Source organism: Hydrocoleum sp. CS-953 (genome assembly GCF_002260545.1).
GTDB lineage: Bacteria > Cyanobacteriota > Cyanobacteriia > Cyanobacteriales > Microcoleaceae > Trichodesmium.
Genome location: NZ_LGSU01001458.1, coordinates 1 through 14,022, shown reverse-complemented (window position 1 = coordinate 14,022; position 14,022 = coordinate 1). Strand labels below are relative to the sequence as shown.

7 protein-coding genes and 5 pseudogenes are annotated in these 14,022 nt (G+C 38.5%); 1 reads left to right on the top strand and 11 read right to left on the bottom strand.

Going from position 1 to position 14,022, the window contains the following annotated elements; genetic code table 11:
- The first annotated feature begins 454 nt into the window (after window positions 1-454).
- Entirely contained in the window at window positions 455-865 is a 411-nt protein-coding gene (locus tag AFK68_RS31100; protein WP_094677906.1) for a type II toxin-antitoxin system VapC family toxin, read from the top strand.
- A 138-nt stretch (window positions 866-1,003) separates the two neighbouring features.
- On the opposite strand, the pseudogene aspS reads toward AFK68_RS31100, so the two are convergent.
- The 11 genes and pseudogenes from aspS to AFK68_RS47135 form a co-directional block, all read right to left on the bottom strand.
- A pseudogene (aspS, locus tag AFK68_RS31095) lies at window positions 1,004-2,642 on the bottom strand (aspartate--tRNA ligase); the annotation flags it as partial.
- Between the two features lies 1 nt (window position 2,643).
- Window positions 2,644-2,992 (bottom strand): OB-fold nucleic acid binding domain-containing protein (locus tag AFK68_RS47160; RefSeq protein ID WP_371357640.1); only part of this gene is annotated, 349 nt, incomplete at its 3' end.
- Between the two features lie 327 nt (window positions 2,993-3,319).
- Complete coding sequence (locus tag AFK68_RS31090) at window positions 3,320-4,513, bottom strand: hybrid sensor histidine kinase/response regulator (RefSeq protein ID WP_094677902.1); 1,194 nt, start codon at window positions 4,511-4,513, stop codon at window positions 3,320-3,322.
- Between the two features lie 370 nt (window positions 4,514-4,883).
- Window positions 4,884-5,129, bottom strand: a complete 246-nt coding sequence (locus tag AFK68_RS31085) for a hypothetical protein (protein WP_094677900.1) — start codon at window positions 5,127-5,129, stop codon at window positions 4,884-4,886.
- A gap of 147 nt (window positions 5,130-5,276) precedes the next feature.
- On the bottom strand, window positions 5,277-6,281 hold the full coding sequence (locus AFK68_RS31080) for a response regulator (RefSeq protein ID WP_143438475.1): 1,005 nt from the start codon (window positions 6,279-6,281) through the stop codon (window positions 5,277-5,279).
- Between the two features lie 168 nt (window positions 6,282-6,449).
- On the bottom strand, window positions 6,450-7,913 hold the full coding sequence (locus tag AFK68_RS31075; RefSeq protein ID WP_094677896.1) for a sensor histidine kinase KdpD: 1,464 nt from the start codon (window positions 7,911-7,913) through the stop codon (window positions 6,450-6,452).
- A gap of 612 nt (window positions 7,914-8,525) precedes the next feature.
- Window positions 8,526-8,885 (bottom strand): annotated as a pseudogene (locus AFK68_RS47155) (response regulator); the annotation flags it as partial.
- A 138-nt stretch (window positions 8,886-9,023) separates the two neighbouring features.
- A pseudogene (locus AFK68_RS47150) lies at window positions 9,024-9,506 on the bottom strand (sensor histidine kinase); the annotation flags it as partial.
- Window position 9,507: 1 nt separating this feature from the next.
- Window positions 9,508-9,951: pseudogene (locus AFK68_RS47145) on the bottom strand (sensor histidine kinase); the annotation flags it as partial.
- Window positions 9,952-10,005: 54 nt separating this feature from the next.
- Window positions 10,006-11,825: pseudogene (locus AFK68_RS47140) on the bottom strand (PAS domain S-box protein); the annotation flags it as partial.
- A 1-nt stretch (window position 11,826) separates the two neighbouring features.
- Window positions 11,827-13,282, bottom strand: a 1,456-nt coding sequence (locus AFK68_RS47135; protein WP_371357639.1) for a CBS domain-containing protein, incomplete at its 3' end; no start/stop codon positions are given.
- Window positions 13,283-14,022 lie beyond the last annotated feature (740 nt).

Sequence of the window (14,022 nt, the reverse complement as noted above, 5' to 3'; positions counted from 1 at the left end):
GTCCGGATGATTAGGTATAAATAAAATATTTGCTTTGGAGAGGATATATTTTAAATTTTCCCCTACTCCTCTACTCCCCTACTCCCTTACTATCTTAATTATAAGTGTTCAACCGAACATGATATAACCTACTCAGAAGAACAATTGTAAATGTCATATAAAATCAATATATCCCTTGAAAAAAAGAATCAAGCTATTTTGCGTCTTGCCCAGAAATTACAGATAAACAGTTTCAGGGAGATTCTCTAGATATTGTATTTGCAGAACTCAAAAAAGCCATCCAGTTTGAATTACAAACTCAGGCAGAAAAAAACAGCCAAAAAGTTAATCAACCTATCTGGAAAGTAGCAGAATCTCTAGTTCAAGATATGACAGAAGAAGAACTTAATCAACTCCCTATAGATGGAGCCAAACAACATGACAATTACATCTACGGTACAGCCAAAAAAGAAGAATGAAAACTATTTTTGCTGACACATTTTATTGGATAGCATTAATAAATCCTAGAGATAATTTGCATGACAAAGTTATTCAAATTAGTCAATCACTTCAACAGACAAAAATAGTGACAACGGAGGAGATATTGAATGAACTTTTAACTTTCTATGCTAACTTTGGAATTAAGCAACGACGACGCACAGTTAAGCTAGTTAAAAATATTATTGATCGCTCCGATATTTATGTAGTTGAACAAAGCCATAAATCGTTTTTATTAGGTCGAAGTTTATATGAAAATCGTCTTGATAAAGGGTATAGTTTAACAGATTGTATTTCTATGAACACGATGAACGAGCTAGAAATAAATGAAGTTTTAACCCATGATAGACATTTTTCTCAGGAAGGATTTATGATTTTACTGAGATAAACGGCTATATTTTACCAATGGGTAATTGATAATTAGAGATAGTTTTCATTATCCACTAATCAACTGTTTCCTAACAACAAGAAACTGAGTTAACGTTGATTTCCTATCAACAACTCAGTTTCTTTTCCCCAAAAAAACCTAAGATTTCGGTTTAGAAATTGAACTAACGTGCAATTCCTTCAACTGCTTCTTATCAACTGCAGAAGGCGCATTTGTTAACAAACATTTTGCCTGCTGAGTCTTCGGAAACGCAATTACATCCCGAATAGACTCCTCACCCGCTAACAACATCACCAACCGATCTAAACCATAAGCAATACCACCGTGGGGAGGAGTCCCATATTCAAACGCTTCCAATAAAAAGCCAAACTTATTATCAGCTTCCTCATCAGATAAACCGATCGCTTCAAACACTTTTTCCTGCACATCCCGTTGATATATCCGCAAACTACCACCGCCAATTTCATAACCATTAAACACTAGATCGTAAGCTTGCGCTCGTGCAGTTTTCACATCATTAATATCATCGGGGTGGGGTGCGGTAAAAGGGTGATGCAATGCTTCCAAACGTTTTTCCTCCTCATTCCATTCAAACATGGGGAAGTCCGTCACCCACAATAAATTAATTTTATCCTTGTCAATTAATCCCAATTGTTCGCCCACAACTAACCGCAGACGGTCTAAAGTTTTGTTGACAGTATTTGTGTCATCCGCAGCGAATAACAACAAATGACCTGGTTGAGCATTGGTACGTTTGAGCAATTCCTGTTTTTGTTCGTCCGTGAGGTTGTCTTTGATAGCTCCAATAGTATCTATCTTGCCTTTTTCTTTGACGCGAATGTAAGCCAAACCCTTTGCTCCGACTTCACTCGCTTCTTTAAACAAGTCGCCACCAGGTTTAATTCTAACATTGGAAATAGCATCGTTACCTCCAGGAATAGGTAGCACTTTCACTATCCCACCCGCAGCAACCGCTCCCGAAAATACTTTGAAACCAGAATCTTTCACCAAGTCGGAGACATCCACCAATTCTAAACCAAACCGAATATCTGGTTTATCACTACCATAACGTTCCATCGCCTCCGCATAAGTCAGTCGAGGGAATGGTAAAGGTAAATCTACACCCTTGACTTTCTGAAAAATGTATGCCACCAACTGCTCATTTAATTGCAGAATTTCCTCCTGAGACATGAAACTCATTTCCATATCTAACTGAGTAAACTCCGGTTGTCTATCTGCTCGTAAATCTTCATCCCGGAAACAACGGGCGATTTGATAATAACGATCAAAACCAGAAACCATCAACATTTGTTTGAAAAGTTGGGGAGACTGGGGTAAAGCAAACCACTCGCCAGCATTAACGCGACTAGGAACCAGATAATCTCTCGCCCCTTCTGGAGTAGAGCGAGTGAGAATAGGAGTTTCGACTTCGATAAAGTTTTCTTCATCTTCCAGAAAACGGCGCATTGCTTTAACAACTTCATGGCGTAATTGCAGGTTGCGAGTCATCCGTTCCCTTCTCAAATCTAAATACCGATATTTGAGCCGCAACTCTTCCCTTACTGCTTCTGTTTCAGCAGTGGAAATTTGAAATGGCAGTTGTTTACCCAAACCATTCAATAGTCGAATATCATCTGCATAAATTTCTATTTCCCCAGTAGGAAGTTTAGGGTTAAGAGACTCTTCAGGACGACGACTGACACGACCTGTAATTTGTACAACATATTCATTCCGAATATCCCCTGCTATTTGATAGGAGTCTGGAGTACGCTCTGGANCAGTGGAAATTTGAAATGGCAGTTGTTTACCCAAACCATTCAATAGTCGAATATCATCTGCATAAATTTCTATTTCCCCAGTAGGAAGTTTAGGGTTAAGAGACTCTTCAGGACGACGACTGACACGACCTGTAATTTGTACAACATATTCATTCCGAATATCCCCTGCTATTTGATAGGAGTCTGGAGTACGCTCTGGATCGCTAACAATTTGAACAATCCCAGAGCGATCGCGCAAATCTAAAAAAATCACCCCCCCATGATCCCGACGGCGGTCTACCCATCCACAGAGATTCACAGTTTCTCCAATACGATCGCCATTTACTTGTCCACAATAATTAGTTCGCATTATTACCTAATTAGAAATTTAACTAAAAAATAAATTGTACCATTATATTAATAGGATGCCTGTAAATGATTAATAATTTTAGGTTAAATTCGGATTTAACAAAATCAAAGATGCAATATTTTGTCAGGAGATTGACTTAATCAAAGAATAAGAGTATAAAAGTTTTAAAATTTATAGAAAAGAATAAATATCACAACAGATAATTGGCGCTTAACACCTGGTTCATCAAATCCGGTAGTATCGGTGTCAAAAAGCAGAGAAACCGGGTTGATCTGAAATGCTCACTATACTAACATCTATCTCCTATAAACCCGGTTTCTTATAACACTACAATTTCTCGGGAACCGTAGCAAGGGGATTTGATATTACCCCATGAGCCACGGGTAACTCAATCTGAACAATGGTTTCTTGTTGGTAGGTACTGGAAATCAAGATTTTTCCCTCATACAAATTAACGATCTTCTGAGCAATCTTCAATCCTAAACCAACACCCTGCTGTTCATAGTAATAACGTTCAAATTGCATAAATGCCCCTATTTTATCAATTTGCTCTTGAGTCATTCCCCGTCCAGAGTCACTAATACTGAGTTGAAATACCTCATCTATAACTTGACCAGAGATTTTTACAGGAGTTTGAGGCTCAGAAAACTTAAAAGCATTGTCTAACAACTCATCAATTAACCACTGAAGATGCTGAGAAGTAAACCTAATCGTAGCATCTTGAATTTCCAGAGTCAGATCATTGGAACGCTCAAAAGCTTTAGCTTTGTCAGTTGCAATATCTGAAATCAAGGATGTTTCGGTTTCAGCCCCCTGAATATCCATATCTGGAGTCCGATCATTTAGGAATTTGTCAGTTTTTAACTCCAAGTAAAGATAAGTTAGGAATTTTTGAGTCACCTTTTCTAAGCGTTTTGCCGATGTTGTGCCAATATTGATAATCTCTTGAATCTCTTCAGCATCCATTTCATCAAGATAACTATCAAGCAAAAGAAAACTAGACAAAATACCATTTAAAGGAGTATTCAACTCATGGGATAAACTGCCAGCAAGATTTCCGCGCAACTCAGTCAAACTACTCTCTAACAATTCGATAGTGCTTTGCTGTAGTTTAGACCAGTTTTGAATCTGGTCGTATTGTTGTTTGATCCGCACCATAGAATGAACCCTAGCACGCAATTCAAGACTATTAACAGGTTTACTGATAAAGTCATCAGCACCAGCAGCTAGACAGTGAGCCAAGTCTTCTTTAGAAGTTAAAGCAGTAATCATAATTATGGGTACAGCCTGCCATTCTGGCATTGCTTTAATCTGGCGACAGACTTCTATACCATCTATACCGGGCATCATCACATCTAGCAAAATTATATCGGGGTGAAAAAAATTGCCTAGAGACTCAAGAGCGTCTTGACCACTCGGTGCATAACTTAACTCGTAGTCTTGATTTAGGAATAAGCCTTCAATCACATCAAAATTTTCAGGTTCATCATCCACTACAAGAATTGAAATACTATTTTTCATTAAATTATTTTCCTTGTTAAAAATCCTGGTTGAAATCCCGATTTTGTGATTCAAGCAACCGTTAAAATAGGTAAACTAACTTCGGATATTTTTTTCTTCTGTTTTAGGTAGTAGGTGCTAGAGCGGCTGAATGTCATTTGACAGTAAATAACTATCCAAACTCGATCTAAACTAATATTGAATTATATCATGTCCGCTAGCGTCGGTATTGTGTATAGAAGGTAAGGAAGAAGGAAAAAGCAAGAATAAAGAAGGAAGAATAAAAGGAAAAACCTTACATAAGGTAAATATTTCCTCAACTTTTGCACAAACGATACCAGCGGATATGATATAATATAATGTTGGCAAATTTTAGCCTTGATGATTTTGGCTATGATTGTGCTTTACAGCGCTTTTCAACTTGATGAACTACATCCCCATAAATAATATCATGTTCGGTTGAATAGTTATAATTAGGGTTTACTGAAAAAGTCTTTTTTAAGGAGTAGAGGAGCGGAGGAGTAGGAGAGTAATTTTTTTGCTTAACTATGCGCCATAAATGCGCTTGTTTTTGAGCATCGAGAGCTGAAAACCAAGGTATTTCAGAACTAAAATTGCTGAAACCTTTATCTGTCAATGCTTTGATCTTTAATCAGCAAGTCCTAATTAAAGCTCCTAGTCGGGCTTTATATCATGTGCCCTAACAATAGTAGAGACGTTCCCATTTTTGTTATGCAACGTCCCTACTGTGGTCTACTGAAAAGCATTTTATATTTGGCTAAATTTAGATTTGATAGCTTTCAGAGCTTTGTTTAGCAACCCTCAAATTTTCTTCAACTATAATTGCTAGTTGCTTCAACCTCACAGGCTTAGTGAAATAATCTGTAGCCCCTGCAGCTAAACATTTTTCTCGATCGCCATCCATGGCCAAACCCGTGAGAGCAATAATGGGAGTATCTTTCAAAGCTGAATCCTGACGAATTAGCTTCATAGCTTCTAAACCATCTACTTTTGGCATCTGAATATCCATCAAGATTAAGTCTGGATGTTCAGATTTTGCTATATTAACCGCTTTTTCTCCATCCTGGGCAATTAGAACCCTGTATCCCTTGATTTTCAGATAGCCAGAAATTGTTTTAATATTGGGCAAACTATCCTCTGCTAGCAAGATACAGAAAGGGACAATGGGTGCCTCGGAAGTTACTTGGGCAGGAGGATCAACAGAATCTATTGGTAATGTAGGAGTAGATGACCGGAGCAGTAAATCATCACAGGGTAGATCGAACCAAAAGTGACTGCCCACCCATTCTTCACTTATCACTCCGACCTTTCCCCCATGTAATTCCACAATTTGTTTGACTAAACACAGACCCAAACCCGTACCTGAATATTTACGGTTTAAAGCACTATCGAGCTGAACAAAGGATTGAAACAACTTCCCTATATTTTCCTGACTAATGCCAATTCCGGTATCAATAACAGAAAATCTGATCCATGTCTGAGTGCTGTTGGGGGATGATTCTGTATTAGCAGAATTTAATTGAAAAGCCTCTGGTTTTGAGGTAACTTTTAAGGTGACAGAGCCTTTCTCCGGGGTAAATTTAATGGCATTGTTGAGTAAGTTAATTAAAACTTTAGTAATTCGTTGTTTATCAATAATCAGGTCAGGTAAGGTAGGGGTGATTTGCAGATGGATTTGAATTTGTTTATTGAAAGTCTGCTGCCTAACTAAAACCAGGCTATTTTCACAAAGATCATTGATTTTGGTTTGTTGGCGCTGCAGTTCCATTTTACCCGACTCAATCCTGGTCAAGTCTATAATGTCATTAATTAGTTGCAACAGGTGAGTTCCGTTCCGGTCAATAACCTTTATAGCATCTTTTTGCACCTNGTAGGGGTGATTTGCAGATGGATTTGAATTTGTTTATTGAAAGTCTGCTGCCTAACTAAAACCAGGCTATTTTTCACAAAGATCATTGATTTTGGTTTGTTGGCGCTGCAGTTCCATTTTACCCGACTCAATCCTGGTCAAGTCTATAATGTCATTAATTAGTTGCAACAGGTGAGTTCCGTTCCGGTCAATAACCTTTATAGCATCTTTTTGCACCTCACTGATTTCTCCATATAATTTTGCTAAAAGTGTTTCACTTGTGCCCAAGATAGCATTTAGAGGAGTTCGGAGTTCGTGGCTAATTGTCGCTAGAAATTGATTTTTAAGCCTGGTGGCACGGGCTAACTCGGTATTAGTGCGTTGTAATTCTGCTTCAGCTAGCTTTTGATTGCTTACATCAATATTCACACCAACCATCCGTTGGGCTTCACCGCGATCGTTTTTTTGTATAATCGCATGAGCTTCGATCCAGCGAATCGATCCATTTGGAATAATTATTCGGAAAACAGTGTGAAAACTCTTTTTTCCTTGGAGAGACTGGTAGAGTAATTCCTTTGCCTGGGGAGCGTCCTCTGGATGTAAGGTCTGTTCCCACTGTTTCAATGTATTTGTCAAGCTGGATGCTTCTGTGCCGTAAAGTTCACACATATAATCATCCCAATTTAGCCGATCGTCAGGAATATCCCAGTCCCAAACCCCTATTTTAGCAGAACTGGTGGCTAATTCCAAGCGTTCCTTTATATTTACTAATTTGACTTGAGCTTGTTGCAGTTGATCTAACACTTCCTTTAACTCCTTGGCTTGAGTTCGGTAGCTAACCTCAGATGCTTCTAACTGTTGATACTGTATTTTGAGCAAACGATCTGCTTTTTTAACAAAGACCAAGAGGATAACATAAACTATTGTCAGGATCGCCAGACTACCCAGGAAAAGATTTTTCTGGGTTTGGTTAATTTCTTGCAACAAGGGAGTAATGTCAGTGTAAAGCTCAAATACCCCAATAATATCTTTTTTGTTGCCCTTGACATACATTGGAATGTAGCTGGAAAGGAGGTGGCGATGTTCTAGAGTAGTGTTTAATGCTGTGAAGGTATGTCTATGCCGCAATTGACTGACAACTTCACCAGACTTAGCCAATAAAAAGCCATCATATTTGCTTTTATCTTGTCCTATTTCTGAAAAGTTAGTAGAAAACACAGTACGTCCCTGTAAGTCATAAATTTTAACTTTGAGAACGGATAAGCCTTCTACTTTTTGGGTAACAATTTCTTTGATCTGACGAGTTTTAGAATGTGCTGCCAGTGCTTCATCACTCAAAGTCTGGGTAGAGGACAAAAAAGTCTCGTATTCTTGCCATATTGTATTGGCCAAAAACTGTGTTAGTATGACATTTTTCTTTTCCGTTAAGGTCAGCAGATTATTTACTACTTGTTGACGATACAAAACTGCAAGTAGAGTAATGGCTAGAATAAATGCACTGAAGCTAACTATCGAAAAGTTTCGGACAAGTTGAAAGGTTTGTTTAATCATAGTATTTATTAATGTTTATAATTATTGAAAGATTTATGGTATTGCTGAACCAAGGGATGAATCTTTAAATCATTTAGGATTAGTATGGTGACTTCAATAGATATCTACAGAAAAGAGGGAACAGGGAACAGGGAACAGGGAACAGGGGGCAGTAATTGATAAATTATGGATAATAATTGATTCTATTTTGAATTTTTGGAGATGTCTAATAGATATAGCAATCAGGAATGAGATGTGAGAATTTTTATGGTAGTTAGTTTTAGCTGAAAACCTTAAAAATTCTGACTCCTGTAGGGACGTTGCACCGGCAAAAATGCGTTTTCCGTTCCGGAATGCTCCGCAAACGTTAACGCTGCGCGACATATAAAGCGGAGCTTTGCGTTAGCAAAACGTCCCTACTGCCACCAAAATCTTACAACTCACATAAGATTGCTATATCACCCAATCACCCAATCACCCCATCACCCCATCACCCCATCACNTTGCGTTAGCAAAACGTCCCTACTGCCACCAAAATCTTACAACTCACATAAGATTGCTATATCCCCCAAACACCCAATCACCCCATCACCCCCTCACCCCATCACCCCATCACCCAATCACCCCAAATATTCACCCATCCTCGGTTGGGTTAAAGACTATTTTTTCAATCATCGTTGTCAGTTGTCTCAAACTCATAGGTTTACTAAGATAATCCGTAGCCCCTGCATCTAGACACTTGTTTCGATCGCCTTGCATTGCTAAAGCCGTCAGAGCAATAATAGGGATATCTTTGATCGCCGAATCCTGACGAATTAGCTTCATAGCTTCTAAACCATCTAATTTTGGCATTTGAATATCCATCAAGATTAAATCTGGATGTTCAGACTTTGCCATATTAATCGCTTCTTGTCCATCATAGGCAGTTATCACCTCATATCCCTTGACTGTCAGATAGCCAGAAATTGTTTTGATATTCGACAAATTATCCTCTGCTAACAAGATGCGACAAGGGGTAAAAGGTGAATTAGAATTTTCTTGAGTATAAACAAAAGAATTTCTAGGTAAGTTGGAAGTAGACTTAAACACTAAATTATCACAGGGTAGATCAAACCAAAATTGACTGCCCTCCCCTTCTTTACTTGTCACTCCTGTCTTGCCCCCATGCAACTCTATAATCTTTTTCACCAGAGACAGACCTAAACCCGTCCCTGAATATTGGCGGTTTAAAGCACTATCGACCTGAATAAAGGGTTGAAACAACTTCTCTATATTTTCCTGACTAATGCCAATTCCGGTATCAATGACAGAAAATCTGATCCATGTTTGACTGTTGTTGGCAGATGCTTCAGTGCCAGACAAATTTTCTTGATTAGCTTCTGTTTCTACAGTAACTTGCAGGGTAATGGAGCCTTCCTCTGGCGTAAATTTCACAGCATTATTGAGTAAGTTAATCAACACCTGACATATCCGGCGTTCGTCAACGATCAATTCAGGCAAGGAGGAGGGGATTTGCAGGTGGGTTTGAATGTGTTTTTTGAAAGCTTGCTGTTTGATGAAAACCAGACTATCCTGGCAAACTTTCTTGATCTTGGTCGGCTCACAATTCAGTGTNAATGGAGCCTTCCTCTGGCGTAAATTTCACAGCATTATTGAGTAAGTTAATCAACACCTGACATATCCGGCGTTCGTCAACGATCAATTCAGGCAAGGAGGAGGGGATTTGCAGGTGGGTTTGAATGTGTTTTTTGAAAGCTTGCTGTTTGATGAAAACCAGACTATCCTGGCAAACTTTCTTGATCTTGGTCGGCTCACAATTCAGTGTTACTTGATTCGACTCAATCTTAGACAGGTCAAGAATGTCATTAATTAGTTGCAAGAGGTGGTTTCCACTTTTAGAAATAATTCTCAGGGCATCTTGTTGGCGCTCATTTGCCTCTCCATAGACTTGTTCTTGAAGGGTTTCGCTCATGCCCAAGATAGCATTGAGAGGAGTACGGAGTTCATGGCTCATGTTCGCTAAAAATTCATCTTTGAGTTTGGTGGCATGGGCTAGTTTGGCATTGGTGCGTTGTAGTTTTGCTTCAGCAGCTTTGCTAAGAGTAATGTCAAACATAGTAGAGCGGGTCATTATCAAGTTCCCAGCATCATCTTTAATCGCGATGGAATTTACACTAAACCAGCGAATCGATCCATCTCCTGTAATTATCTGATATTCTAGCCCTTCGAAGGAGCTTTGTGTCTTAAACTGGTTAAAGTTTTCCCAAAAAACTTCTTGACTTTCTGGAGTGAGGAAATCGGTTAATTTTTTTTTACCTAAAACTTCTGCGCGAGTATAACCCAACCATTTTAGTTCCGTGTCATTGATCCGTACATAGATTCCTTCTCCATTTAGGGAGTGATAGCCACAGGGAGCATTATTGTAGAGGTCTTCAACTTCCCGGCTATATCGCTGCAAAGCTAATTCTGCTTGTTGGCGTTCTGTGACATCTTGGCAAACACAAATTATCAGATCGTTTTCTAAGAGGGTCAAGGAAATTTGTTCAGTCAAGATACTACCATCTTTGCGAAAGGCAGTTATTTCTCCCTGCCAAGAAAGATTTTGTTCTAATAGTTGAAAAAATCCTTCATCAAATCTTTCTAAGTGGGAAGAACGATCTTGTTTTAATAGTCGAAAAAATTCTTGATCGTACTTTTCTAACTCCTCAGCAGAATGGATTATTTTCCAGCTTTTGCCCACCAATTCTCCTTGAGTTTCATAGCCAAACATCTCAACATAAGAAGGGTTCACATATTGGTAAAAACCATTCTTGATAATCGCTATTCCATCCACTGCAGCTTCAATACTTGCGAGTTGTTGAGCTATTTCGACTTCTGCTTGTTTTTGTTCGGTAATATTAAAGCGGATGGCTAAGTATTGATAGGGTTTGCCCTGGTCATTTAAAAAGGGGACGATCGTACTATAAACCCAATATAAATGCCCTTTTTTAGCTCGGTTACAAATTTCACCTTGCCAGACTTTACCTTTTCTAATAGTTTGCCATAAATTCTGGAAAAAGCTAACAGAATGGAAACCTGAATTAACAACTTTATGGGTTTTACCAACTAATTCCGATCGGGAATAGCCAGAGATTTCACAAAATTTGTCATTAGTATAAGTAATAATACCTTTGGCATTTGTAATTACGACGATCGCCGATTGATCGAGGGCTTCTTTAAAGTTTGAGAGTTCTTGAGTTAGTTGGCGACGCTCAGACTCTATCGCTTTGTTTGCTGTAATATCCCGGAATATACCGCGACTTATTTTGGGATAATTACTTGGTTCAACAGTGATGCTGCCTTCAACAATAATTTCCTTTTGGTCTTTGCTAATAAATCTCAACTCAATACTATCAGTTTCAGCTTCAGTTTGAGCAGTTCCTTTTTGTATTTTATTAATCAAATTTAGCCAAGGTTTGTAGCAACTTGGATGCAGAATATCGAAGATTGTTAGGCTGGCAACTTCTGTTGAGGAATAACCCAAAGTTTCTTGCCAATATTTGTTAACATATTCAAACTTACCATCTTCTATTTGAACCCTATGAATTAAGTTTTTAGCATTATCAAATAACCCCTGCAATTGTTGCAGCAATTTTCTCTGGTAAATAGCATAGTTAATTGAGCGTACTAAATTATCCTGAGAAATTTGACCTTTGACTAAATAATCTTGGGCGCCTTGAGCCATAGCAGCTACAGCAAGATTATGACTATTTAGGTTAGTTAAGACAATAATTGGCACTGTAGGTACAGCAAGTTCAACAGCTTGTAGAGTAGCTAAACCTTGACTATCTGGTAGGTGTAGATCGAGGATAACAACATCTAGCTTATAGTTGTGGAGGTGGATAAGAGCAGTCTCTAAGCGCTCAAAAGATACAACATTGAAAGACCCAGCCTNCAAGATTATGACTATTTAGGTTAGTTAAGACAATAATTGGCACTGTAGGTACAGCAAGTTCAACAGCTTGTAGAGTAGCTAAACCTTGACTATCTGGTAGGTGTAGATCGAGGATAACAACATCTAGCTTATAGTTGTGGAGGTGGATAAGAGCAGTCTCTAAGCGCTCAAAAGATACAACATTGAAAGACCCAGCCTTGCTTAAAAACTGCTTGATCGTATCAACATCATCAGCATTATCTTCAACTACCACAACTTCTATCTGGTCATTACCGCTCTTATATTTTGCTTTGGCACTTTGAAGTTTGGCCTGGATTTTTGCTAAGATACTCTTCTTAGGGAATATATTCTGGTTGATATTTAATAAGAGACTATCCCTTGCCTGTAGTCGATCTTCAACTTTCTGGCGGTGAACAAATTCTTGTTGGAGTTCACTTTTTAAGCTTTTGACTTCTGTCTCTAGCTCACTAGCTCGACTTTCTAGTAAAGCTACTTTTTCTGCTTCCAAGCTCACTACCTTAGATTGTAAAACTTCTGCTAACTTATAAATTTCTACAGGGTTGATAGCTTTTAGCAAGCTGCTTTGAGTCACAAGCCCCAGTAGCTGACTCTGCTTCCCTGTCACTATCACCTGATTGATGCTTTTTTGTTCCATCAACTGGTGTACTGACAACAGTGATTCCTCTGGCTGAACTGCAAACACAGGGGTACTCATCACTATTTCCACCCTGTAATCTGCCAACCGCAAGCCCATTGCTTGAAATTGGACGATATCTCCCTCGGTTATTATGCCCAGAGGGGTTAGAAAATTTGCATCAGTAGAGAGTGCAGAAGTTTGATGATTATTAGATTCTACGACGATCACAGAACTAACTTTGTGGTTAAACATCTTCTGGGCGATATCTAACAGGGAGCAGTCTGGTCTGCCAGAGATTACTTTATCGGTCATTACTTCTGCAACAAGCCGTATTTGCATCAGTTCAAAGGGTTGGGAGCATTGGCGCAAACTGCTATGGGTTAATATTCCCACCAACTGGTTTTGGTCATCAACGACAGGTAGGTGGCGAATATGTTGTTCCTGGATGAAGTTGATTATTGAAAATAAGTTAGAAAGCTCAGACTTTCTCACAGTCAAAACAGGAGAAGTCATTACCTCTCTGATAAGCAAGGTATTGAGGTTAGGTTGCTCAATACTCAAACGCACTATATCACGCTCGGTTAGAATACCTACTACTTTCGCTTCTTCTATTACTACTACACAGCTAGTTCGTGCTTGCTTGTGCAGACTATCCGTATGATCATTGTCAGCTTGAGTAGTGCTACATAATGAATCTGCATTGCCCATCTGAGCGATCGCCTCACTGACTTTTTGCTCTGGAGAAACCACTAATGGATTCTTGACGATCGCTGACTTAATTATTATGTCTAAGGAATTATCCGAGATAGGAGATAACATAAAAGTAAGGTTTATATTTGTGTGTGTTATATATTGGTGTTCAGGACTTACGCAAAACAACCATATGTAGTAGGGGCGAATGCCATTCGCCCTCTACAGATAGCTTACTATCTAGGAGCTTGCGTAAGTCCTGGTGTTATTCGGTGTTAGTGAATTAAGGTATGAGTTGAGGGAAAGGCGATCGCCGAGAATATTGACAAGAAACTAGAAATCCCAAAATTTTAGATAATCAATAAGTAAGCAAATTGAAATCTTAAAGCATTCAATAGGCTTGGAGTACCAAAGAGTTTTTTGATGTAATTTATCTAAATAGTGCCTCAATCTCATATTTTTTCTTTCTTAACACCCTGTTTCAATACTTAATATTTTAACACAATCCATTTTTAAGGTGCTATAAGTAAATAGACAAAAGTTATTTTTTCACGGGGGTTTGAGCAATTTTCCATTGAAAAATTTCGCCTTAAAAGGTGGGGTTGTGAGGCCCAGTTTTTTTTGATAATAGTCTTTCGCGCAAGTAAAAAGTCAAATGTCATTAGTGGATTACAGCTTTAACAAAATTAAAAATGTAATATTTGATTAGGAGATTGACTTAATCAGGGAATAAGGGTATAAAAGTTGTGTTTATATTATAGAAGCCCTAAGTGTATCTCCAGAAAATAGGTTCTGGTGGAGAAGTAATTGATAAAAAATGGGTGATAATTGATTTGATGATTAGATGAGTGGGAGATATCTAATACACC

What these genes read in the sequence shown, in the direction of transcription:
- AFK68_RS31090 (WP_094677902.1), bottom strand. Translation starts at nt 4,513, where the DNA reads ATGAAAAATAGTATTTCAATTCTTGTAGTGGATGATGAACCTGAAAAT.
- AFK68_RS31100 (WP_094677906.1), top strand. Translation starts at nt 455, where the DNA reads ATGAAAACTATTTTTGCTGACACATTTTATTGGATAGCATTAATAAAT.
- AFK68_RS31075 (WP_094677896.1), bottom strand. Translation starts at nt 7,913, where the DNA reads ATGATTAAACAAACCTTTCAACTTGTCCGAAACTTTTCGATAGTTAGC.
- AFK68_RS31080 (WP_143438475.1), bottom strand. Translation starts at nt 6,281, where the DNA reads ATGGAACTGCAGCGCCAACAAACCAAAATCAATGATCTTTGTGAAAAT.